This window comes from Micromonospora mirobrigensis (assembly GCF_900091555.1).
GTDB lineage: Bacteria > Actinomycetota > Actinomycetes > Mycobacteriales > Micromonosporaceae > Micromonospora > Micromonospora mirobrigensis.
This window is the reverse complement of the sequence record NZ_FMCX01000003.1, coordinates 511,022-533,859: the sequence shown is the minus strand read 5'-3', so window position 1 is coordinate 533,859 and position 22,838 is coordinate 511,022. Positions and strand designations below refer to the sequence as shown.

The window sequence follows — 22,838 nt, the reverse complement described above, 5'->3', positions numbered from 1 at the left end:
CGACCGTTGGCGTGGGTCAGCTGATGCCGGCGTCGGCGCAGAGCTTCGCGTACGCCCCGGTGCAGAGCTCGTCCTTGGTCACGAAGCCGTCGGTGACGACGTCCTTGACGTTCTCCTTGTAGATCGCCTTCGGCTCGAGCAGGACGGCGGGGACATCCCGGCCACCCTCCGGGTCCTTGACGGTCTGGCCGGTGTCCTTCTTCTCGCCCTTGGCGACGGCGATGGCCAGCTCGGAGGCCGCGTCGGCCTCCTTCTTGATCGCCTTGTAGACGGTCATGCACTGGTCACCGGCGAGGATGTTCTGCAGGCCCTGCGGGGTGGCGTCCTGGCCGGTCACCGGGACCTTGCCGTTGAGCTTGTTCTTCTTCAGCACCGAGATGGCGGCGTTGCCGAGGCCGTCGTTGGCGGCGAGCACACCGTCGATCTTGCCGTTGGCCTTGGTCAGCTGCTGCTCGAAGATCGTGGCGGCCTGGGCGTTGTCCCAGTCCGGCACCGAGTCGTCGGCGACCTTGGTGTACTCCTTCGAGTCGAACTTCGGCTTGAGGACCGAGTCGTACCCGTTCTTGAACAGGGTCGCGTTGTTGTCCGTCGGCGAGCCGTTCAGGTAGGCGATCGCCGGGTTCTTGGCGCCCTTGTCGGACAGGCACTTGCTCAGGCCCTCGCCCTGGAGCTTGCCGACGGCCTCGTTGTCGAAGCTGACGTAGTACTGTGCCGAGCCGCCCAGCGTGAGCCGGTCGTAGTCGATGGTGGCGATGCCCTGCGACTTGGCCTTGTCGAGCACGGCCTTGCCGGTGCCCGAGTCCAGGTTGACGATCATCAGGGCGGTCACGCCGCTGGTGATCATCTGGTCGGCGATGGTCTGGAAGGCGCTCTTGTCGCCCTGCGCGTTCTGGATGTCGGACTCGACACCCGCGGCGTCGAACGCCTCCTTGAGGAACTTGCGGTCCGCGCCCTCCCAGCGGGCGGAGGACTTGCTGTCGGGCAGGATCACGCCGATCTTCGGCTTCTTGTCGTTCGAGCCGCCGGCCTGGTTGTCGGACGAACCGCCGTTGTCACCGCAGGCGGCCATGCTGCCGGTGGCCAGCAGGCCCACGGCGGCGAAGGTGAGGAAGCCCTTGCGCATCTGCACGGGTCCTTTCGGGGGTGGGGGAGTGTTGTCGATGTTTTGTTGTGCCCGGCAACGTATTCCCGCACGCCGCTCGACCGCAAGGGTGTCGAGGTCGGAAGTTTGTTGGCAGCGGTAACAATTCCGCAACGCGGCGGACATGCCCTGGTCACCGGCTCGGAAACCGCTCTCCACGGCCGGCGGACGGCGGCCCGGGCGGCCGCCCGACGGTCAGCCGCCGCCGGCGATCGGGGCGGTCGCGGCGTCGGTGAGGGCGACCAGGTCTTCGGGAGCCAGTTCGACCTGGAGACCCCGGCGGCCCGCGGAGACGTACACCGTCGGGTGGTTCAGGGCCGACACGTCGACCACCGTGGGCAGCCGGCGGCGCTGGCCGAGCGGGCTGATCCCGCCGCGCACGTAACCGGTGGCCCGCTCGGCTACCGCCCGGTCCGCCATGGCGGACCGCTTGCCGCCCACCGCCGCGGCGAGCGCCTTGAGATCCAGCTCGCCGGTGACCGGGACGACGGCCACCGTCAGCGCGCCGTCGACCTCGGTGACCAGCGACTTGAACACCCGCTCCGGCGGCACCCCGAGGGCCGCCGCCACCAGGGCGCCGTAGTTCGCGGCGTCCGGCGACACGTCGTACGGGTGGGTGCGGTGGACGATCTTGCGCTTCGTCAGCAGCGCCGTCGCCGGAGTGCCCTGTCCCGCCATGTCCGACAAGCTAACCTGCCGCGACCGGTCCGGCGAGCCGGAAACCGACCAGCGGGCGCAACCGTCAGGCCGGCGCCGGCCGGCCGATCAGCACCGTCGGCGCGCCGGCCACCCGGGTCAGCACCAGGCTCGCCCCCGCGCCGCCGGCCAACCGCAGGTCCCGGCGGAGCTTCTCCGGCTCCAGCGCCGAGCCGCGCTTGAGGATCTCCACCCGGCCGACCCCGCGCTCCCGCAGCAGGGCGCGCAGCCGCTTCAGCGAGAACGGCAGCACGTCGGTGATCTCCAGGCAGCGGGCGAACGGGGTCGGTCGCGCCTCGTCGGCGTAGAGGTAGGCGATGTCCGGGTCGGCGAGGGTGGCGTCCAGCTCCGTCGCCAGCTCGGCGACCAGGTGTGCGCGGACCACCGCCGGGTCGGGGTCGTACAGGAACCGCCGGACCGGTCCGACCGGCGCCTCTCGGTCACCGGTGCCGGTCAGCTGGCGGACGTCGTCCCCGCGCAGCAGGGTGGCGCGGCGCGGGACCTCGGCGAGGCGGCCGCACCAGAGCGCCGCCTCCACCAGGTCGCCGTCCACACCGACCCACTCCGCCTCGGCCCCGGCCGGGATCAGCGCGTGGTCCAGGCCGGGGGCCACCTTGACCACGGTGTACGGCACCCGCTCGGCCAGCCCGGTGACGAAGTCCCACGGCGGCGAGTAGGCGTTCGGGTCGAAGATCCGCCGCCCGGTGCCGGCCCGACGCCGGGCCGGATCGCAGAAGACACCGTCCACCCCGGACACGTCGAACGCGGTGGCGTCCCCGCACTCCACCGTGAACAGGTCGGCCAGCCCGGCCGCCTCGGCGTTCGCGGCGGCCAGCGCCGCGGTCACCGGGTCGGCCTCCACGCCGTACACCCGGATGCCGGCGCGGGCGGCGGCCAGCGCGTCCGCGCCCAGGCCGCAACCCAGGTCGGCCAGGGTGCGCACCCCGGCGTCGCGTAGCCGCCGGGCGCGGCGGGCGGCGACCGGGCCGCGGGTCGCCTGCTCCAACCCGGCCCGGGTGAGGAACATCCCGGCCGCCGTCGACCCGAACTTGCCGACCGCGCGTCGGCGCAGCTCCGCCTGGGTGAGCGCGGTGGCGGCCAGCCCGGCCGGCACCCCCGACGACCGGAGCGCGGCCGCCGACGCCAGCGGGTCGCCGCCGGCCAGCTCGGTCGCCGCGGCGAGCGCGGCCGACCCCTCGGGGGTACGCAGCGCGGCGAACTGGTCGAGATCCACCGCGCCATTCTCCCGGTCGGGTGGGAGCCGCCCCGCGCCGGCCACCGGTGACTCGCCGGGCGGTTGGTTGGCACTCTCCTTGACGGAGTGCTAGCCACGGCATAACCTGCGATTAGCACTCTCCCATCGAGGGTGCCAGCGTTCGGGTCCTGCTGGACCCGGTGCGCGACGCCAGGCGGACCGGCACCCGCGACGACGGCCCCGCCCGGTGGCATGTGGCAGATTGACGCCGGCGGCTCGCCGTCGGTAACGACACCAAGTACCCCAGGAGGGTATGCCCGTGACTACCGCGACCAAGGTTGCGATCAAGCCGCTCGAGGACCGGATCCTGGTCCAGGCGAACGAGGCTGAGACCACCACGGCGTCGGGCATCGTGATCCCCGACACCGCCAAGGAGAAGCCGCAGGAGGGCACCGTCCTCGCTGTCGGCCCGGGCCGCATCGACGACAAGGGCAACCGGATCCCGGTTGACGTGGCCGTCGGCGACACCGTCATCTACTCGAAGTACGGCGGCACCGAGGTCAAGTACGCCGGCGAGGAGTACCTGGTGCTCTCCGCCCGCGACGTCCTCGCGGTCATCGAGAAGTAAGCAACCGATCAGTGTCGTTGCCCCGGTCCGGCTCGCCGGGCCGGGGCAACGTCGCTTCGAAGGGATACAGATGGCGAAGATCCTGAGCTTCTCGGACGACGCCCGGCACCTGCTGGAGCACGGTGTCAACGCCCTCGCGGACGCGGTCAAGGTCACCCTCGGCCCGCGCGGGCGCAACGTCGTCCTGGACAAGAAATTCGGTGCGCCGACGATCACCAACGATGGTGTGACCATCGCCAAGGAGATCGAGCTCACCAACCCGTACGAGAACCTCGGCGCGCAGCTGGTCAAGGAGGTGGCGACCAAGACCAACGACGTCGCCGGCGACGGGACCACCACCGCGACCGTGCTCGCCCAGGCCATGGTCCGCGAGGGCCTGCGCAACGTGACCGCCGGCACCAACCCGGCCGGCCTCAAGCGCGGCATCGACGCGGCGGCCGCCAAGGTCTCCGAGGCGCTGCTCGGCAAGGCCGTCGAGGTCTCCGACAAGGAGTCGATCGCGCACGTCGCCACGATCTCCGCGCAGGACGCCACCATCGGTGAGCTGATCGCCGAGGCGATGGAGCGGGTCGGCCGCGACGGCGTCATCACCGTCGAGGAGGGCTCCGCGCTCACCACCGAGCTGGAGGTCACCGAGGGCCTCCAGTTCGACAAGGGGTTCATCTCGCCGAACTTCGTCACCGACCTGGAGAGCCAGGAGGCGGTCCTCGAGGACCCGTACATCCTGATCACCACCCAGAAGATCTCGGCGATCGAGGAGCTGCTGCCGCTGCTGGAGAAGGTCCTCCAGGACAGCAAGCCGCTGCTGATCATCGCCGAGGACGTCGAGGGCCAGGCGCTCTCCACGCTGGTCGTCAACGCGCTGCGCAAGACCGTCAAGGTCTGCGCGGTCAAGGCGCCCGGCTTCGGTGACCGCCGCAAGGCGATGCTCCAGGACATGGCGGTCCAGACCGGCGCCGAGCTGGTCGCCCCCGAGCTGGGCTACAAGCTCGACCAGGTCGGCCTGGAGGTGCTCGGCACCGCCCGGCGCGTCGTGGTCGACAAGGAGAACACCACGATCGTCGACGGCGGTGGCCAGGCCACCGAGGTCGCCGACCGGGTCTCCCAGATCCGCAAGGAGATCGAGGCCTCGGACTCCGAGTGGGACCGGGAGAAGCTCTCCGAGCGGCTGGCCAAGCTCTCCGGCGGCGTCGCCGTCATCAAGGTGGGCGCGGCGACCGAGGTCGAGATGAAGGAGCGCAAGCACCGCATCGAGGACGCCATCGCGGCGACCAAGGCCGCGGTCGAGGAGGGTACGGTCCCCGGTGGCGGCGCCGCCCTGGCCCAGATCCTCCCGGTGCTCGCCGACGACCTCGGCTTCACCGGTGACGAGAAGGTCGGTGTCTCGATCGTGCGCAAGGCGCTGGTCGAGCCGCTGCGCTGGATCGCCCAGAACGCCGGCCACGACGGCTACGTCGTGGTGCAGAAGGTCGCCGCCCAGGAGTGGGGCAACGGCCTGGACGCCGCCAAGGGCGAGTACGTCGACCTGGTGAAGTCCGGCATCATCGACCCGGTGAAGGTGACCCGCAACGCGGTCACCAACGCCGCCTCGATCGCCGGCCTGCTGCTCACCACCGAGAGCCTGGTCGTCGAGAAGCCGGAGCAGGCCGACCCGGCCGCCGCCGGTGGTCACGGCCACGGCCACGGGCACAGCCACCAGCACGGCCCGGGCTTCTGACCCGACGTCGTACGCCTGGACAGGGCGCACCGCCTCCGCGGCGGTGCGCCCTGTCGCGTCCGGCGGGTGTTACGGAACCCTGACGTGGTTGGCGGCCGGTCCCGCCGGGCGGCGACACTGGACGCCATGACCACCCTCTCGCGGCGTGACGCCGCCCTGGCCGGGATCACCGCCGCCGTCGTGGCGGTCGGCGCGGCCGAGCCGGTGGCGGTCCTGACCGGTCCGCGCTCCGCCCCGCTGATCGCGGTCGGCGGGCTCGTCGTCGACGTCGTGCCCGAGCCGCTGAAGCAGTTCGCCATCTCCGTCTTCGGCACCTACGACAAGATCGCCCTACTGGTCGGCACGGGGGTGCTGCTCGCGGCCTTCGCCGCCCTGCTCGGGATGCTGGCCGTACGCCGGCTCTGGATCGGGCTGGCCGGCATCGCGGCCTTCGCCGCGCTGGGGGTGGCCGCCGCGCTGACCCGGGCCGGCGCGAACGGCTTCGACGCGCTGCCCTCGCTGATCGGGGCGGCCCTGGGCGCCGGCGTGCTCTGGGCGCTGCTGGCCGGCCCCCTGCGTCCGGACATCTGGGCTTGGTCCCCGCCGACACCCGCCGGGTCGCCCACGCCCGCCGGACCGGCCGAGCCCGCCGGACCGGCCGAGCCCGCCGGACCGGCCGAGCCCGTCGGTCGGCCCGGGCCCGTCGCGCCGGCCCGGCGTGCCGCACCGGCGGGGGAGGTGGACCCGGACGGGCGAAGGCGGTTCCTGGCCGGGGTGGGCTGGCTGACCGGGTCCGCGGCCGTGGTCGGCCTGGGCGGGCACTGGCTGGCCGGACAGCGCGGGGTCTCCTCGGCCCGCTCGGCGGTCACTCTGCCCGCCCCGGCCTCCCCGGCCCCGGCGGTGCCGCCCGGCGCCGACCTGCGGCTGACCCAGCTCGCCCCGTACACGACGCCGAACAGGGCGTTCTACCGGATCGACACCGCGCTGGTGGTGCCGCAGGTGGATCCGGAGACCTGGCGGCTGCGCATCCACGGCCGGGTCCGCAACCCGATCGAGCTGAGCTTCGCCGACCTGCTGGCCCGGCCGATGGTGGAGCGGTACGTGACGCTGGCCTGCGTCTCCAACGAGGTGGGCGGGGACCTGATCGGCAACGCGCTCTGGCTGGGCGTACCGATCAAGGAGCTGCTGGACGAGGCGCAGCCGGAGCAGGACGCCGACCAGGTGGTCGGCCGCTCGGTCGACGGCTGGACCTGCGGCACCCCCACGGCGGTGCTGAGCGACGGTCGGGACGCGCTGCTCGCGGTCAGCATGAACGGGGAGCCGCTGCCGGTCGAGCACGGCTTCCCGGTCCGGATGGTGGTTCCGGGCCTCTACGGGTACGTCTCGGCCTGCAAGTGGGTGACCGAGCTGGAGCTGACCCGGTTCGCGGACTTCGACGCGTACTGGGTGCCGCGGGGCTGGTCGGCGCAGGGGCCGATCAAGACGCAGTCCCGGATCGACACCCCGGGCCGGCGCAACCGGGTGGCCGCCGGTCCGGTGCCGGTGGCCGGGGTGGCCTGGGCGCAGCACCGGGGGATCCGCAAGGTGGAGGTACGCGTCGACGAGGGGCCCTGGCAGGAGGCCACCCTGGCGCCGGCGGTGTCGGACGACACCTGGGTGCAGTGGTCGTGGCGCTGGAACGCCACCCCGGGCGAGCACAGCCTCCAGGTCCGGGCCACCGACGCCGACGGCGAGACGCAGACCGCGCGGTCGGCGCCGGTCGCACCGGACGGGGCGACCGGCTGGCACACCGTCCGGGTGCGGGTGGACTGACACGCGCCGAGGCCACGCCCGGTCGGGCGTGGCCTCGGTGACGTCGATCGGTGCCGGTCAGGCGATCTTGCGCTGGTCGGGGACCGTCTTGGGCTGCTCGGTCAGGGCGCCGCGCTGGTCCGGGACGGTCGACTTGTGCGGCCGGCCCAGGCGGGCCTCCAGGCGGGCGACGTCCACCCGGCTCTGCCGGCGGTCGGCGGCGTCCTCCCAGCCGACGGCGAGCAGCCGCAGCCGCTCGGACTCGCTGAAGCCACCCCACACGCCGTACGGCTCGCGGACGGCGAGGGCGTGGGCGGCGCACTCGGCCCGCACCGGGCAGGCCTTGCACACTGCCTTGGCGCCGGACTCACGACGCAGTCGAGAGGATCCCCGCTCGCCGTCCGGGTGGAAGAACTGGGCGCTGTCCCGGCCCCGGCAGGCGCCGAGCCGCTGCCAGTCCCAGAGGTCGACGATAGGTCCGGGCAGTCTGCGTACGTTGGACATCAGCACCCCTCCTCCCGCGCGGCACCGCGGAGATCTCGTGAATCGACCCGGGCGGCTAGCCGCGCAGGCTCACCGTTTCCGGCCTGGCTGGTCGGTACCCTGCCCTCCCGCTCCTCACACTTCTGTGATCGAAAAGGTTGGACAACCTGCGGCATATGCCCCATCTGTCGGAAAAGTTCGGAGGATTGCCCGGAACCTCCTCCCGGAGCTGGCCCCTCATGGTCTGCTCTGAGGCGGAGAGGAGAGCAACTGTGCGTACGGTTCTCGTGTGCGTTCGGACCCCGGTCGCCGCCCAGCAGCTGACGTCCGCGGCGGCCCGGCTCGGTCTGTCCGCGGTCATCCGCACCGCGGCCTCCGATCCCGAGGTGATGCTGCGGCTCGCCGAACGTCCCACCGACGTGGTGCTCGCCGACACGGCGCTCACCCGGCCGGACAGCGCCGGTTTCGTGCGCCGGGTGCTCGCCCGGGCGCCGCAGGCCGCGGTGCTGCTGTTCGGGGCGGAGGAGTCGGAGGCGGCGGCGGCGACCATGAGCGCCGGGGCCCGCGGCCTGATCCAGGGCGCCGACCACGACCTGACCAGCGCGGTGGCCAAGGCTTTGCTGCTCCTGTCGGCCCCCGGCCGGGCGAACCGCGCCCGGGTGAGCGACCCGGCCCGGGACACCGCCACGGTCGGTGGCCAGGCCCGCTCGGGCACGCCTGGGCGCACCCCGCAGGCGCCCGCCCCGGCCTGGCCCGCCGGTCCGGAGCTGAACGGCAACACCCCGGCCGTGGTGCCCGTGCAGCGCGGCGACGACGAGGTCGACGCCGAGGAGGAGACCGACGGCGACGCCGGGGCGCAGCGTCCGCCGGTGCCGGCCGAACGGAGCTCGGTGGGGCTCACCGAGCGGGAACTCCAGGTGCTGCTCGGCATGGCCGAGGGGAAGAGCAACGCCGAGATCGGGCGGGAGCTGTTCGTCTCGGAGGACACCGTCAAGACGCACGCCCGCCGGCTGTTCCGCAAGCTCGGTGCCCGGGACCGCGCGCACGCGGTGGCCGCCGGCTTCCGGGCCGGCCTGGTGGCCTGAAGCGGTCAGCCCGCCGATCCGGCGCCCTCGTCGGTGCCCTCGGTGAGCGTGTCGTGCACCCCGTCGGCGTAACCGCGGGCGTAGTCCCAGGTGACGTAGTGGTCCGGGTCCGGGTCGTACGCCGGCTCGTGCACCCGGGGGCGGCCTGAGCTGAGCAGGTGGCGCAGGTTGCCGCGGAGCAGGTCCCAGTCGAAGTAGTGCGGCTCGCGGCAGTCCTCGCACTCGATCACCAGCCCGCGCACCCCGATCGGGGCCAGCAGGGCCTGGTAGATCTCCAGGTCGGCCAGGTCCTCCAGCACGTCCTGGCGCTCGACGTCGGTCAGCGGATCGAGTTCGGCGTCGTCGCCCGGGTCGTGCAGGCCCGCCGCCGGGTCGGCGGGGTCACCGTTGAACGGGTCGATGGGCTCCTCGTGCACCCCCTCACCGTAGTCCCAACCCCTGGCCCAAGTCCGCCCCTGGGCCGCCCGGAGGGCCGGTCGGCGGTCGGCGTGGCCCGGCCCGGCACCGGCGGGGGCTCCCCAGCTCAATGGGTACGATGAAGCCACGCGCCGTGCCTGCCGGCGTACGCCGGTGCGCGCACGCGCCGCCTCGCTGAAGCCCGTCCGAGCAGCTCAGGGGAGCAATCGTGGAGAATTCGCCCAGCACCGACCTTCCTGCCGGCCTCGACACCGGCGAGTTGGGCGGCCACCTGCCGGAGCTGCCGGCCGGCTCGGCCCGCGTGGTGCCGCTCGGGCTGACCTTCGACGACGTGCTGCTCCAGCCCGGCGAGTCGGACGTCGTGCCCAGCCGGGTGAACACCCGGACCCGGCTCACCCGCAACGTCGAGCTGACCGTGCCGCTGCTGTCCAGCGCGATGGACACCGTCACCGAGGCCCGGATGGCGATCGCCATGGCCCGCCAGGGCGGCATCGGTGTGCTGCACCGCAACCTCTCGATGGAGGACCAGGCGCTCCAGGTGGACCTGGTCAAGCGCTCCGAGTCCGGCATGATCACCAACCCGGTCACGGCCAGCCCCGACGACACGCTGCGCGACGTGGACGAGTTGTGCGGGCGCTACCGGATCTCCGGGGTGCCGGTGGTCGACCGGGACGGCCAGTTGGTGGGCATCGTCACCAACCGGGACATGCGCTTCGTCTCCGACCCGGCCACCCCGGTGCACTCGATCATGACCCGTACCCCGCTGGTCACCGCCCGGGTGGGGGTCAGCAAGGACGACGCGCTGGACCTGCTGCGCCGGCACAAGGTCGAGAAGCTGCCGATCACCGACGAGTCGGGCCGGCTGCGCGGCCTGATCACCGTCAAGGACTTCACCAAGAGCGAGCAGTACCCGAACGCCACCAAGGACGCCGCGGGCCGCCTGCGGGTCGCCGCCGCGGTCGGCGTCGGCGAGGACTCCTACAAGCGGGCCCGGACGCTTGTCGACGCGGGCGTCGACGTGCTCATCGTGGACACCGCGCACGGGCACCAGCGGGCCGTGCTGGAGATGGTCGCCCGGCTGAAGAAGGACGTCGCCATCGACATCGTCGGCGGCAACGTGGCCACGTACGCGGGGGCGAAGGCCCTGGTCGACGCGGGCGCCGACGGCGTCAAGGTGGGTGTCGGCCCGGGCGCGATCTGCACCACCCGGATCGTCGCCGGGGTGGGCGTACCGCAGATCACCGCGATCATGGAGGCGGCCCGGGCCGCCCGCCCGGCCGGCGTGCCGGTGATCGGCGACGGCGGCATCCAGTATTCCGGCGACATCGCCAAGGCCCTGGTGGCCGGCGCCGACACGGTGATGCTCGGCAGCCTGCTGGCCGGCTGCGAGGAGAGCCCCGGCGAGCTGATCTTCATCAACGGCAAGCAGTACAAGGCCTACCGGGGGATGGGCTCGCTCGGCGCGATGCAGTCCCGCGGCCAGGCCAAGTCCTACAGCAAGGACCGCTACTTCCAGCAGGACGTGCTCGCCGAGGACAAGCTGGTCCCCGAGGGCGTCGAGGGTCAGGTGCCCTACCGGGGCCCGCTCTCCGCGGTCGCCCACCAGCTCACCGGTGGCCTCCGCGCCGCCATGGGGTACGTCGGCGCCGAGAGCATCCCCGAGCTGCACCGGCGCGGCCAGCTCATCCGGATCACCGCGGCCGGGCTCAAGGAGAGCCACCCGCACGACATCCAGATGACCGTCGAGGCGCCGAACTACCACTCCCGCTGACCCACCACCCCCCAACCACCTGGAGTCCCCATGCGTGACGTGGTCGAGATCGGGCTGGGCAAGACCGCGCAGCGCGGCTACCACCTGGACGACATCGCCATCGTGCCGAGCCGCCGCACCCGGGACGTCGACGACGTCTCCACCGCCTGGCAGCTCGACGCGTACCCGTTCGGCATCCCCTGCGTCGGCCACCCGTCGGACGCCACCATGAGCCCCTCCTCGGCGGTGCGGCTCGGGCAGCTCGGCGGCCTCGGCGTGCTCAACGTGGAGGGCCTCTGGACCCGCTACGAGAACCCCGCCAAGATCCTGGAGGAGCTGGCCGGGCTGGGCGAGGACGCCCGGGCCACCAAGCGGCTCCAGGAGGTGTACGCGGAGCCGATCCGCCCCGACCTGATCGCCGAGCGGGTCCGTGAGCTGCGCGCCGGTGGCGGCACGGTGGCGGTGCGGGTCTCCCCGCAGCACACCCTGGCGCTCGCCCCGGTGATCCTCGACGCCGGCGTGGACATCCTGGTCATCCAGGGCACCATCGTCTCCGCCGAGCACGTCTCCACCACCGACGAGCCGCTGAACCTCAAGGAGTTCATCGCCGACCTCGACCTGCCGGTCATCGTCGGCGGCTGCACCGACTACAAGACCGCGCTGCACCTGATGCGCACCGGCGCGGCCGGCGTGATCGTCGGCATCGGCGGCGACGACTGGTCGACCACCGAGTCGGTGCTGGGCATCCGGGTGCCGATGGCCACCGCGATCGCCGACGCCGCCGCGGCCCGCCGGGACTACCTGGACGAGACCGGCGGCCGGTACGTGCACCTGATCGCCGACGGGGACATGCAGACCTCCGGCGACATCGCCAAGGCGCTGGGCTGCGGCGCGGACGCGGTGATGCTCGGCGAGCCGCTGTCGCTCTGCGAGGAGGCCCCGGCCGGCGGCGCGTGGTGGCACTCGGCCGCCAGCCACCCGTCGCTGCCGCGCGGCGCCTTCGAGGTGGCCGGCGAGCCGATCGGCTCGATGGAGCGGCTGCTCTTCGGGCCGGCCGACGAGCCGGACGGCCAGCTGAACCTCTTCGGCGGCCTGCGTCGGGCGATGGCCAAGTGCGGCTACCGCGACCTCAAGGAGTTCCAGAAGGTCGGCCTGGTCCTGGACCGCTGAGCGAGGCACGACGTCGCGACGGCGCGGGTGCGGATTCCGGTCCCACCCGCGCCGTCGCGCCTCTACGCTCGGCGGATGACCCGCAGGCGGTGGTACGCGGCGGCGCTGGCGGCAGCGCTGCTGGCCGCTGGCTGCACACGTTCCGACGACGGGTACCGGGCGGGCGCGGCCGACGCCGGCGACCCGTACGTCCCCGGGGCCGGCAACGGCGGCTACGACGTCGCCGACTACCGGCTGCGGGTGCGCTACGACCCGGCCACCGACCGGCTCACCGGGCAGGCCACCGTCACCGCCACGGCGACCGCGAAGCTCTCCCGGTTCAACCTCGACCTCACCGGCCTGACCGTCGACTCCGTACGCGTCGACGGGGCCGACGCCCGGCACCGCCACGACGGCGCGGAACTCGTCGTCACCCCCGCCCACCGGCTCGACCCGGGGAAGCGGTTCACCGTCGACGTGGCGTACGGCGGGGTGCCCACCTCGGTGGTCGACGGCGAGCTGGGCAGCGGCGGCCTGCTGGCCACCCCGGACGGGGCGATCGCCCTCGGCCAGCCCACCTCGGCGAGCACCTGGTTCCCGGTGAACGACCACCCCTGCGACAAGGCCACGTACGACATCGAGGTGACCGTCCCCGAGGGGTTGGCCGCGCTGAGCAACGGGGTGCCCCGGGGGGAGCGCACCAGCGGTGGCTGGACCACCTGGCGGTGGGTGGAGGGCGCGCCGATGGCCAGCTACCTGACCACCCTGGTGATCGGTGACTACCAGGTCACCACCGTGACGCACGCCGGGAAGCCGATGGTGACCGCCGTCGCCGACGCGCTGCCCGCCGACGGTCCGGCGGCCGCCTCGGTGGCGCGTACCGGGGCGGTGGTGGACTTCCTGGCCAGCCGGTTCGGGCCGTACCCGTTCGACGCGTACGGGGGGATCGCGATCGCCGACGAGCGGATCCGGTACGCGCTGGAGACCCAGTCCCGGCCGGTCTACGGGCCGGGCTTCTTCCGGTCCGGCCCGAACACCGTGGTGATCGCGCACGAGCTGGCCCACCAGTGGTTCGGCGACAGCGTGTCGGTGGCCCGGTGGAGCGACATCTGGCTCAACGAGGGCTTCGCGACGTACGCGGAATGGCTCTGGCAGGAGCACGACGGTGGGCCGACCGCGCAGCGCACCGCGGAGCTGCGCTACGCGGCGACCGACTGGTCGAAGCCGTCGGTGGACCCGGGCCGGGCGGCGATGTTCGGCGAGGGCGTCTACCAGCGCGGCGCGCTGGCGCTGCACGCGCTGCGCCGGGCGGTCGGCGACGACGCCTTCTTCCGGATCCTGCGCGGCTGGGCCGCGCAGCGGCGCGGCGGCAACGCCACCACCGCCGACTTCGTCTCCTACGCCGGGCAGGTCGCCGGCCGCGACCTGAAGCCGCTGCTGGACACCTGGCTGACCGGCACGACCCCGCCCGGCCTGCCGTGACGTGACCGTGATCGATCCCCGGTAGTCTGCCGCGAGCGACGGACCCGACGGTGGCGGTCCGACGTGGACACACGGGGGAAGGACCTCACGCATGACCTGGTGGGAGCCGCGTCGCGCGGCCGCGACGCTGCTGGCCGGAGCACTCGGATTGACCGGATGCTCGGCGGCCGACGACAACGACGAGCCGCGGGCCGCGGCGAGCGGGACGCCGGCGGCGACGCCGTCGCCGACCCCGTCCCGGGACTTCGAGCCGGGGGCGGCCGGCGTCGGGGACGCCTACTTCCCGAAGTACGGCAACGGGGGCTACGACGTCGGGAAGTACACCGTGAAGGTGCGCTACGACCCGGCGAAGGACCAGCTCACCGGCACGACCACGGTGCAGGCCACGGCGACGGCCGACCTCTCCTCGTTCAACCTCGACCTGGCCGGGCTGACCGTGCGGAAGGCGACCGTGGACGGCGCGCCCGCCACCGCCGCCCGGCAGGGCAACGAGCTGGTCGTCACGCCGAAGAGCGGGTTGACCAACGGCAACGGCTTCGTGGCCGAGATCGACTACGCCGGCAAGCCGAAGCCGCTGGAGAACAAGACGCTCGGCTCGGGCGGCTTCTTCCACACCCCGGACGGGGCGATCGCCCTCGGCCAGCCGGAGTCGGCCAGCAGCTGGTACCCGGTCAACGACCACCCCTCCGACAAGGCGACGTACGACTTCGAGATCACCGTCCCGAAGGACCTGGTCGCGGTCAGCAACGGTGTGCTGGACGAGAAGCGCACCGAGGGTGACTGGACCACCTGGAAGTGGTCGGAGTCGGCGCCGATGGCCAGCTACCTGAGCACCGTGGTGATCGGGAAGTTCCGGGTCACCGAGGGCACCCACAAGGGACGGCCGGTCTACAGCGCGGTCACCACCTCGCTGCCCAAGGGCGCCGCGGACGCGTCGATCAAGCAGACCGTCAAGGTGGCCGACTACCTGGAGACCGTCTTCGGGCCGTACCCGTTCGACGCGTACGGCGGGGTGGTGATCTCCGACGACCGGATCCGTTTCGCACTGGAGACGCAGAGCCGGCCGGTCTACTCCGGCGGCTTCTTCCGCCGGGGCGAGAACACCGAGGTGGTCGCGCACGAGCTGGCTCACCAGTGGTTCGGCGACAGCGTGGCGCTGGCGAAGTGGCAGGACATCTGGCTCAACGAGGGGCTGGCCTCGTACGGCGCCTGGCTCTGGATGGAGCACAGCGGCGAGTACACCGCGCAGCAGGCGTTCGACGTGCGCTACCAGCGGGCCCCGCAGTCGATGTGGCAGGTCCCGCCGGGCAGGCCGGGCATGAAGGAGATGTTCGGTGAGTCGGTCTACGAGCGGGGCGCGATGACCGTGCACGCGCTGCGGCTGACCGTCGGCGACGCCGCCTTCTTCAAGATCATGAAGACCTGGGCGGCGGAGAAGAAGAACGCCAACGCCACCACCGCCGAGTTCGTGGCGCTCGCCGAGCGGGTCTCCGGCAAGCAGCTCGACAAGCTCTTCGACGCCTGGCTCTACGGCAAGAAGCGCCCCGCCCTGCCGAAGAAGGCGTAAGGAGGGGCCCCCTCTTAACGCCTCATGCATAGCAGGGGCCCCTTCTTAACACTCCGGTGTTGAGAAGGGACCCCTGCTTCAGCTGCGGACGCGGAGCTGGGGGTGGGCGGCGAGGTAGGCGTCCGCCCTGCCCGCGCGCAGCGCCGGCAGGAAGCCCCGGCCCAGCGGCGACAGCTGCTCACCCCGGTAGGCGCTGCCCGAACCGACCCCACCGCCGGGCAGGCCGACCAGGGTGAACGCGGTCGGCGGCAGCCCGCCCAGGGCGTACGCCAGGTCGACCAGCTTGAGCCCGCCGCCGGCGAAGAGCACGGTGTCGCCGAGCGCCCGGGCCACCCGCTGCACCCGGTCCGGGTCACGGGCCAGCCGCTGGCTCAGGATCTCCCGGGCCAGCGCCCGGATCAGCTGCTGCTGGTGCCGCTGCCGGGCGTAGTCGCCACCGGGGATGTAGCGCTGGCGGGCGTAGTCCAGCGCCTGCCAGCCGTTGAGGTGCCGGTTGCCCTTCTCGTACACCATCTGCGGGCCGACGTAGCCGCCCGGGCCCGGCGGCCGGTGCTTCCCGTCCGGCCGCCGGTGCTTGGAGGGGACCCGCTGGTCGACGTAGAGGTCCACGCCGCCGAGGCTGTCCACCACGTCGTCGAAGCCGTTGAAGGTGATCACCGCGCCGGCGTCGATCCTCAACCCGGTGTACCGGCTCACCGTGGTGCGGAGGAGTTCGTAGCCCTGCGCCGTACTGGGCCGCTTCGGCCGGCCGGGCACCCGGCTGCCGTAGCTCATCGAGTGGGTGAGCTTGGTCCGGCCGCCGCGGTAGCCGGCCTTCGGGAACGCCGGGATGTCCACCAGCAGGTCGCGGGGGAGGGAGAAGAGGTACGCCCGGCGCAGCCCCTTCGGCACGTGCAGCACCAGCACCGCGTCGGAGTGCGGTTCCCAGCCGGGGATGTTCACCCGGGTGTCCACCCCGACCAGCAGCAGGGTCAGCGGTCCCTTGATGTCCGCGCCCGGGGGCCGGGTCGGACTCGGGCTGGGCGGCGCGACGGTCACTGTCGGGCTCGGGCTCGGGCTCGGCGTGGCGCTCGACGGAGCGGCGACCGGCGGCGGCGCCTCTACGGTCGACCGGCCGACCAGCCGGGTGACCACCACCGAGCCCGCCGCGATCAGGACCACGGCGGCGAGCACCGCCCAGCCCCAGTGCCAGCGTCGGCGCGGCGCCGCTGTCTGCTCAACCATTCCGGTTCCCTCTCCCCGTGGCGGCCGGTGGACTGCGGCGCACCGGCCGGTGCGCCGCAGCATGATCGCGCGAAAACGGACCCTGGCGCGACCGCTACCCGTCGGTAATGATGCGTGCATGCGGTACGACGTGCTCGTCATCGGGTCCGGCTTCGGCGGCAGCGTCACCGCGCTGCGGCTGGCCGAGAAGGGCTGGACCGTCGGGGTGCTCGAGGCCGGCCGGCGGTTCGCCGACGACGAGTTCCCGCAGACCTCGTGGCGGCTGCGCCGCTTCCTCTGGGCGCCGAGACTCGGCTGCTACGGCCTGCAACGGATCACCCTGCTCCGGTCGGCCGACCGGCGGGCCGGCGGCGGCGTCATGGTGCTCTCCGGCGCCGGGGTGGGCGGCGGCTCGCTGGTCTACGCCAACACGCTCTACGAGCCGCTGGACGCCTTCTACGCCGACCCGCAGTGGCGGGACGTGACGGACTGGCGGGCCGAGTTGGCCCCCCACTACGACCAGGCGAAGCGGATGCTGGGCGTCACCACGTACCCGATCCACACCGGCGCGGACCGGGCGATGCGGTCGGTGGCCGAGCGGATGGGGGTGGGGCACACCTTCCACGCCACCCCGGTGGGCGTGCACATCGGCCGGCCCGGGCAGCGGGTCGCCGACCCGTACTTCGGCGGGGCCGGGCCGGAGCGCACCGGCTGCTCACACTGCGGGTCGTGCATGACCGGCTGCCGGCACGGCGCCAAGAACACCCTGGTCAAGAACTACCTCTGGCTGGCCGAGAAGCTCGGCGTCCTGGTCCACCCGCTGACCACGGTGACCGCGGTCCGCCCCGCGGCCGGCGGCGGGTACGAGGTGCACACCGAGCGGACCGGCGGCTGGCTGCGCAGGCGCCGCCAGGTGCTCCACGCCGACCAGGTGGTCTTCGCGGCCGGCGCGCTCGGCACCCAGCGGCTGCTGCACGAGATGAGGGCGACCGGCGCGCTACCCAGCCTCTCGCCCCGGCTCGGCGAGCTGACCCGGACCAACTCCGAGGCGATCCTCGGCGCGTCGGTGCCCCGGCAGCGCGCCCGGGCCGCGGGGACCGACTTCACCGAGGGCGTGGCGATCACCAGCTCGTTCCACCCCGACCCGCAGACCCACATCGAGCCGGTCCGCTACGGTCGCGGTTCCAACGCGATGGGGCTGCTCCAGTCGCTGCTGGTCGACGGCGGCCCGCACCGGGTCCGGCGCTGGCTGGGCAGCATCCTGCGGCAGCCGGGCCTGGCCGCCCGGATGCTGTCGGTGCGCGGCTGGTCCGAGCGGACGGTGATCGCCCTGGTGATGCAGTCGGTGGACAACTCGCTCACCACCCGGCTCCGGCGCGGCCCGCTGGGCCGGCGGCTGGTCTCCGGCCCCGGTCACGGCGCGCCCAACCCGACCTGGATCCCGGCCGGCAACCAGGCCGTCCGGCTGCTCGCCGACGAGATCGGCGGTACGCCCGGCGGCGCGCTCACCGAGCCGTTCAACATCCCGATGACGGCGCACATCCTCGGCGGCGCGGCGATCGGCGCCACCCCGGCCGACGGGGTGGTCGACCCGTACCACCGGGTGTTCGGGCACCCGGGTCTGCACGTGGTGGACGGGGCGGCGGTCTCGGCGAACCTGGGCGTCAACCCGTCGCTGACGATCACCGCGCAGGCGGAGCGGGCGATGTCGTTCTGGCCGAACAAGGGCGAGGAGGATCCGCGACCGCCGCTCGGTGGGGCGTACCGCCGGCTGTCGCCGGTCCGCCCGCGCCGCCCGGCGGTTCCCGTGGACGCCCCTGCCGCCCTGCGTTGAGGCCGGGCCGGTCAGCCGGCGGCCGGACGCCGCCGGTCCAGCCAGGCGACCACCGCGGAGTGCGGCACGGTCAGCGCCGCGAGCGTGGCGACGGTGCCGGGCAGCGGATCGAACCCGGGTCCGGGCCATCCCGCCATCACCACCGGCACGGCCGCCGCGGTGAGGGTGGGCAGGGCCGCGGCGCGGGCGAAGCGGCGCAGCGGCGCCCGCCACCGCCCGGCGGCGAGGTCGTTCCGGTTGGCCGGGTGCGCCCGGAGCAGCCGGGTCACGTGCCGGGCGGAGTGCCAGGCGGCGAAGTAGGCGCCGACGGCGAGCGCCGGCGGCACGGTGGCGAAGAGGGCGACCAGCAGGACCGGTTCGACCGCGTCGAGGTGCCGCCCGGCCCGGAGGTCCCGGACGGCGGTGAGCGCGACGGCGACCAGGAGGCAGCCGGCCGCCAGCAGCCGCGGTCCGGCGGTGAGCAGTGCGGGCACGCCGGGCGCGACCGCCGCCAGCAGCGGGTCCACCGTGTGCGGCCAGACCAGCAGGGGTACGACCACCGGCGGCCCACCCCGGGCGAGTACGCCGGTCGGGTGGTAGCGGACGGACCGGCCGTCCCGTTCGGCGTGGAACGCCTCGTCGGCGGCGCCGAAGTGGGCCACCGACAGGGCGAGGAAGGCCAACAGCGCGGGGCCTGGCGCGGACCGGAACCCCGCGAGGATCACCACCGCGACAGCGGCGTAGCCGAGCGGCACGGCCACCCGGGCTGCCGGTGACCGGGCCGCCGCCGACGACCAGCCGGGCACCAGGTGGTCCACCGCACCGTGCGGGAGGCCGACGAGGAGGCCGGCCACCAGGTACGCGGGCGAGGCGCCGACGCCCGTGTGGCGGATCAGCGGGGCCAGCGCGAGCAGGGCGGCGACGGTCAGCGTCGACGCCACGCTGATCCGCGCGGCCGGCGTCGTTCCTGCCCACTCCGGGGGCACGGCCCCCGGAACCGCTGACGCCGGGCCGCCGGACGGCCCGGTCACCGGGATCCGGGCGGCACGAGTTCACCCCGTGGGGCGATGCTGCGCAACCTGGCCAGGTCGAAGATCCCCCAGCCGACCTTGGAGGCGATGGAGAGCAGCACGAACAGGGCGGTGTCCGTGGTCGGGCCGAACAGCCCGGCGCCGGACGGACCGGCGAGCCAGAGCAGCGGGTACCCGGTCCAAAGCAGGGTGAGCAGCACCGCGGATTCCCGGTACGCGTGGTACGGCCCCTCCGGCTGACGGCGGGCGACGGCGCGCAGCGGTCCCCAGATCACCGCGAAGATGCCCAGCAGCGCCGCCGTGCCGAGGGCGAACAGCAGATACCGCCCCGCCGGCTCGGCGGAGAGGTCGGCGAGCAGGCCGGCGCCGATCATCGTGACGTTCAGGGCGACCAGCGTGGCCACCAGCCGAGGGTGCCGCCCGGGGACCGCGTGGGTGGCGGTCAGCGCCAGGGCGGTGAGCAGGAGCGCGGCGCTGACCGTCCAGTCGGCGTACCGGGCCCAGTAGACCGTCTGGTCGGCGGCGTCCGCCACCCGCCCGCCGCCGAGGGCGAGGACGGTGTACCAGGAACCGGACCAGACGGGAACGGCGATCGCGACCAGGTACTCGACCGTGGGCACGCCGCGGGGCCGGATCCACCAGGCGAGGAAGAAGAGCGCTCCGGCCGCCATGGCGATGACGTAGAGCCACAGCCACCACCCCGTCACGCCGCTCTCCCGGTCTCAGGATCGGCCGATTCCCGTCGAGCCCCTGTCCACCGGTCTACCGTAACGGGCATAAACGGGTAAAATAGCTATTGCCGACATTCAGGCGGAGTGGCGGATGAACTTCGAGAACACCTTCTCCTACAACGTGGACCAGTTCACGTTGATCAGCCACGTGCTCAGCCTGGGCTTCGCCGTGATGGCCGCCGGACTGGTGTACTTCCTGGTGACCCGCGGTTCCCTCGCCCCGCGCTACCAGTTCTCCTCGGTGCTCTCGGCCGTGGTGATGGTCTCGGCCTTCTTCGAGCTGTTCCTGCTCTATCAGCGGTGGGTCGGCGCGTTCCGCTGGGACGGTACGGCCTTCGTCCAGTCCGACACCCTCTTCTCCAACGGTTACCGGTACGTCAACTGGTCGATCGACGTTCCCGTGCTGCTGATCCAGCTGCTGGTGGTGATGGGGGTGACCGGTCGCCGGTTCCACCTGAGCTGGGTCGCCTTCGTCGTCGGTGGGCTCGCCATGATCTACACCGGCTACGCCGGTCAGTTCTACGAGATCGAGCGGTCGGCGCCCTACTGGATCTGGGGACTGGTCAGCACCGCGTTCTTCCTCCTGCTGCTCGTCCTGGTCGCCCGGACCGTCTACGGCAATCTGGGCCGCCTGCCGGCCAGCGCCCGCCCGCTCGCCCGCGGCGTGTGGTGGCTGCTGCTCGGCTCGTGGCTGCTGTACCCGGGCGCGTACCTGATGCCGGCGTACTGGGACTCGGCCGACGGTGTGGTCGCCCGGCAGATCACGTACACGGTCGCGGACATCACGTCGAAGGTCGTCTACGGGGTGCTGCTCGGCATCATCGCCCGCCGGGTCAGCGCGGCCGAGGGGTACGCCCCCGCCGTCGCCGACGAGGTGGCGCTGCCGCGCGGCGGCATCACCGACGCGACCGTGCGCAGCGACCGGGGCGGGCGGAGCGGGGGCCGCGGCGCAGCCGGTCGCGGTCGGTAGGATCGTGCACCATGACCACGCCTCGCCCCGTCCTCGTGGTGGACTTCGGAGCCCAGTACGCCCAGCTCATCGCGCGCCGGGTGCGCGAGGCGAAGGTCTACTCGGAGATCGTCCCGCACTCGATGCCCGTCGCCGAGATGCTGGCGAAGAACCCGGCCGCGATCATCCTGTCCGGCGGCCCGTCCAGCGTCTACGCGCCGGACGCCCCGCAGATCGACGCCGGCATGTTCGACTCCGACGTCCCGGTCTTCGGCATCTGCTACGGCTTCCAGGCGATGGCCCAGGCCCTCGGCGGCACGGTGGCCCGCACCGGCAACCGGGAGTACGGCGGCACCCCGCTGCGTCCCCGCCTGACCGAGCCCGGCGTGCTGCTGCGCGACCTGCCGGCGGACCTGCCGGTCTGGATGAGCCACGGCGACGCGGTGACCGAGGCGCCGACGGGCTTCACGGTGACCGCCGAGTCGGCGGGCGCGCCGGTGGCCGCGTTCGAGGACGTGGCCGGGCGGCGGGCCGGGGTGCAGTTCCACCCGGAGGTCGGGCACACCGCGCACGGCCAGGAGATGCTCACCCGGTTCCTCTACGACATCGCCGGCATCGAGCCGACCTGGACGCCCGAGAACATCATCGAGGAGCAGGTCGCCCGGATCCGGGCGCAGGTCGGTGACAAGGAGGTCATCTGCGGGCTGTCCGGCGGGGTGGACTCGGCGGTCGCCGCGGCGCTGGTGCACGAGGCGGTCGGCGACCAGCTCACCTGCGTCTTCGTCGACCACGGGCTGCTGCGGGCCGGCGAGGCCGAGCAGGTGGAGAAGGACTACGTCGCGGCCACCGGGATCAAGCTCAAGGTGGTCGACGCCCGGGAGCGGTTCCTCGGCGCGCTGGCCGGGGTGACCGACCCGGAGCAGAAGCGCAAGATCATCGGCCGGGAGTTCATCCGGGTCTTCGAGGCCGCCGCCCGGGAGGTCGCCGCGCACGGTGACGTCGAGTTCCTGGTGCAGGGCACCCTCTACCCGGACGTGGTGGAGTCCGGTGGCGGCACCGGCACCGCCAACATCAAGAGCCACCACAACGTCGGCGGCCTGCCGGAGGACCTGAAGTTCGCCCTGGTCGAGCCGCTGCGCACGCTCTTCAAGGACGAGGTCCGCACGCTCGGTCTCCAGCTCGGGCTCCCCGAGGCGATGGTCTGGCGGCACCCGTTCCCGGGCCCCGGCCTGGCCATCCGGATCATCGGCGCGGTCGACGAGGAGCGGCTCGCCGTACTCCGCCGCGCCGACCTGATCGCCCGCGAGGAGCTGACCGCCGCCGGCCTGGACCGCGGCGTCTGGCAGTTCCCGGTGGTGCTCCTGGCGGACGTGCGCAGCGTCGGGGTGCAGGGTGACGGGCGCAGCTACGGGCATCCCGTGGTGCTGCGCCCGGTCTCCAGCGAGGACGCGATGACCGCCGACTGGTCCCGGCTGCCCTACGACGTGGTAGCCCGGATCTCCACCCGGATCACCAACGAGGTGGCCGAGGTGAACCGGGTGGTGCTGGACGTGACCAGCAAGCCGCCGGGCACCATCGAGTGGGAGTGAGCCCGGCTCACCCGGCCGGCGGCGTGGGCGCCGGCCGGGGCTCCGGTGCCGGTGTCGGCAGCGGCCCGGTGGCCGGCGCCGGCCAGGCCACGGGCGCGGCGGTGGCGGCCGCGGGGTGCGGCCAGGCGGGGGCGCCGGCCGGCTCCTCGGGCATCAGGAACCACATGATCGGGTACGCCAGCGCGGCGAACCCGCCGGTGAGCAGCGTGCTCACCGCGAACACCACCCGGACCAGGGTGGGGTCGACGTCGAGGTAGCGGCCGACGCCGCTGGCCACGCCGGCCAGCATCCGGTCGGTCGTGGGTCGGCGGAGCTGCTTGTACGGGGCCTGGGGAGGGATCGTGGAGGTCATGTCCCCACGGTCCCTCGCCGGTCGCGGGCCGACCTCGGTGACCGCCCGGACTCCTACCCTGATCGATCCCTGAGACGCCAGCAAAGAGTC

The 22,838-nt window shown here is 73.2% G+C and carries 20 protein-coding genes; 11 read left to right on the top strand and 9 right to left on the bottom strand.

All coding sequences use genetic code 11. The features are described from left to right. Positions 1 to 16: 16 nt before the first annotated feature. The 3 genes from GA0070564_RS13600 to GA0070564_RS13590 form a co-directional block, all read right to left on the bottom strand. Positions 17 to 1,123 carry a sugar ABC transporter substrate-binding protein gene (locus GA0070564_RS13600; protein ID WP_091609169.1) on the bottom strand — a complete coding sequence of 369 codons (1,107 nt, stop codon included), beginning with the start codon at positions 1,121 to 1,123 and terminating at the stop codon, positions 17 to 19. A 213-nt stretch (positions 1,124 to 1,336) separates the two neighbouring features. Next, positions 1,337 to 1,819, bottom strand: coding sequence for a Cys-tRNA(Pro) deacylase (gene ybaK / locus GA0070564_RS13595; RefSeq protein WP_091608702.1), 483 nt, complete (start codon positions 1,817 to 1,819; stop codon positions 1,337 to 1,339). A 64-nt stretch (positions 1,820 to 1,883) separates the two neighbouring features. Beyond that, positions 1,884 to 3,071, bottom strand: a complete 1,188-nt coding sequence (locus GA0070564_RS13590; RefSeq protein ID WP_091609168.1) for a THUMP-like domain-containing protein — start codon at positions 3,069 to 3,071, stop codon at positions 1,884 to 1,886. A gap of 274 nt (positions 3,072 to 3,345) precedes the next feature. On the opposite strand from GA0070564_RS13590, the gene groES reads away from it, so the two are divergent. The 3 genes from groES to GA0070564_RS13575 all read left to right on the top strand — a co-directional run bounded on the left by groES (position 3,346) and on the right by GA0070564_RS13575 (position 7,168). Then, positions 3,346 to 3,660: a co-chaperone GroES gene (groES, locus tag GA0070564_RS13585; protein ID WP_088973172.1), complete on the top strand. Its 315-nt coding sequence runs from the start codon at positions 3,346 to 3,348 to the stop codon at positions 3,658 to 3,660. A gap of 70 nt (positions 3,661 to 3,730) precedes the next feature. Continuing rightward, complete coding sequence (gene groL / locus GA0070564_RS13580; protein WP_091608700.1) at positions 3,731 to 5,377, top strand: chaperonin GroEL; 1,647 nt, start codon at positions 3,731 to 3,733, stop codon at positions 5,375 to 5,377. A gap of 126 nt (positions 5,378 to 5,503) precedes the next feature. Further along, positions 5,504 to 7,168 (top strand): molybdopterin-dependent oxidoreductase, encoded by a 1,665-nt coding sequence (locus GA0070564_RS13575; RefSeq protein ID WP_091608699.1) that lies wholly within the window; start codon positions 5,504 to 5,506, stop codon positions 7,166 to 7,168. A gap of 57 nt (positions 7,169 to 7,225) precedes the next feature. Here the strand turns inward: GA0070564_RS13575 and GA0070564_RS13570 are convergent, their stop codons facing one another. After that, positions 7,226 to 7,651, bottom strand: coding sequence for a WhiB family transcriptional regulator (locus tag GA0070564_RS13570; RefSeq protein WP_091609167.1), 426 nt, complete (start codon positions 7,649 to 7,651; stop codon positions 7,226 to 7,228). A 251-nt stretch (positions 7,652 to 7,902) separates the two neighbouring features. On the opposite strand from GA0070564_RS13570, the gene GA0070564_RS13565 reads away from it, so the two are divergent. Next, positions 7,903 to 8,715: a helix-turn-helix transcriptional regulator gene (locus GA0070564_RS13565; protein WP_091608695.1), complete on the top strand. Its 813-nt coding sequence runs from the start codon at positions 7,903 to 7,905 to the stop codon at positions 8,713 to 8,715. Between the two features lie 5 nt (positions 8,716 to 8,720). On the opposite strand, the gene GA0070564_RS13560 is transcribed toward GA0070564_RS13565, so the two are convergent. Continuing rightward, positions 8,721 to 9,131, bottom strand: a complete 411-nt coding sequence (locus GA0070564_RS13560) for a DUF5319 domain-containing protein (RefSeq protein ID WP_091608691.1) — start codon at positions 9,129 to 9,131, stop codon at positions 8,721 to 8,723. A 209-nt stretch (positions 9,132 to 9,340) separates the two neighbouring features. Between GA0070564_RS13560 and guaB the strand changes: the two genes are divergently transcribed. From guaB to GA0070564_RS13540, 4 genes are all read left to right on the top strand, one after another. Beyond that, positions 9,341 to 10,903, top strand: coding sequence for an IMP dehydrogenase (guaB, locus tag GA0070564_RS13555; protein ID WP_091608686.1), 1,563 nt, complete (start codon positions 9,341 to 9,343; stop codon positions 10,901 to 10,903). Positions 10,904 to 10,933: 30 nt separating this feature from the next. After that, a complete protein-coding gene (locus GA0070564_RS13550) occupies positions 10,934 to 12,052 on the top strand; it encodes a GuaB3 family IMP dehydrogenase-related protein (RefSeq protein ID WP_091608682.1) in 1,119 nt (372 codons plus the stop codon). A 75-nt stretch (positions 12,053 to 12,127) separates the two neighbouring features. After that, the gene (locus GA0070564_RS13545) at positions 12,128 to 13,513 is read left to right on the top strand and encodes a M1 family metallopeptidase (protein ID WP_091608678.1); all 1,386 of its coding nucleotides are present in this window, start codon (positions 12,128 to 12,130) and stop codon (positions 13,511 to 13,513) included. Positions 13,514 to 13,604: 91 nt separating this feature from the next. Beyond that, positions 13,605 to 15,080 (top strand): M1 family metallopeptidase, encoded by a 1,476-nt coding sequence (locus tag GA0070564_RS13540; RefSeq protein WP_091608675.1) that lies wholly within the window; start codon positions 13,605 to 13,607, stop codon positions 15,078 to 15,080. A 78-nt stretch (positions 15,081 to 15,158) separates the two neighbouring features. Here the strand turns inward: GA0070564_RS13540 and GA0070564_RS13535 are convergent, their stop codons facing one another. Then, positions 15,159 to 16,304: an LCP family protein gene (locus tag GA0070564_RS13535; protein ID WP_091608672.1), complete on the bottom strand. Its 1,146-nt coding sequence runs from the start codon at positions 16,302 to 16,304 to the stop codon at positions 15,159 to 15,161. 118 nt (positions 16,305 to 16,422) lie between these two features. Here GA0070564_RS13535 and GA0070564_RS13530 point away from each other — a divergent pair, with 118 nt between their 5' ends. After that, complete coding sequence (locus tag GA0070564_RS13530; protein WP_091608669.1) at positions 16,423 to 18,117, top strand: FAD-dependent oxidoreductase; 1,695 nt, start codon at positions 16,423 to 16,425, stop codon at positions 18,115 to 18,117. Between the two features lie 11 nt (positions 18,118 to 18,128). Here GA0070564_RS13530 and GA0070564_RS13525 read toward each other — a convergent pair whose 3' ends face one another. Both GA0070564_RS13525 and GA0070564_RS13520 read right to left on the bottom strand, forming a co-directional pair. Next, a complete protein-coding gene (locus GA0070564_RS13525) occupies positions 18,129 to 19,037 on the bottom strand; it encodes a Brp/Blh family beta-carotene 15,15'-dioxygenase (protein ID WP_176730664.1) in 909 nt (302 codons plus the stop codon). 86 nt (positions 19,038 to 19,123) lie between these two features. Continuing rightward, on the bottom strand, positions 19,124 to 19,834 hold the full coding sequence (locus tag GA0070564_RS13520; protein ID WP_091608658.1) for a bacteriorhodopsin: 711 nt from the start codon (positions 19,832 to 19,834) through the stop codon (positions 19,124 to 19,126). A gap of 115 nt (positions 19,835 to 19,949) precedes the next feature. Here GA0070564_RS13520 and GA0070564_RS13515 point away from each other — a divergent pair, with 115 nt between their 5' ends. Both GA0070564_RS13515 and guaA read left to right on the top strand, forming a co-directional pair. Beyond that, positions 19,950 to 20,828 carry a bacteriorhodopsin gene (locus GA0070564_RS13515; RefSeq protein ID WP_091608655.1) on the top strand — a complete coding sequence of 293 codons (879 nt, stop codon included), beginning with the start codon at positions 19,950 to 19,952 and terminating at the stop codon, positions 20,826 to 20,828. An 11-nt stretch (positions 20,829 to 20,839) separates the two neighbouring features. Continuing rightward, complete coding sequence (gene guaA / locus GA0070564_RS13510; RefSeq protein ID WP_091608652.1) at positions 20,840 to 22,396, top strand: glutamine-hydrolyzing GMP synthase; 1,557 nt, start codon at positions 20,840 to 20,842, stop codon at positions 22,394 to 22,396. A 7-nt stretch (positions 22,397 to 22,403) separates the two neighbouring features. Here guaA and GA0070564_RS13505 read toward each other — a convergent pair whose 3' ends face one another. Further along, a complete protein-coding gene (locus GA0070564_RS13505) occupies positions 22,404 to 22,748 on the bottom strand; it encodes a PspC domain-containing protein (RefSeq protein ID WP_091608649.1) in 345 nt (114 codons plus the stop codon). Between the last annotated feature and the right edge of the window lie 90 nt (positions 22,749 to 22,838).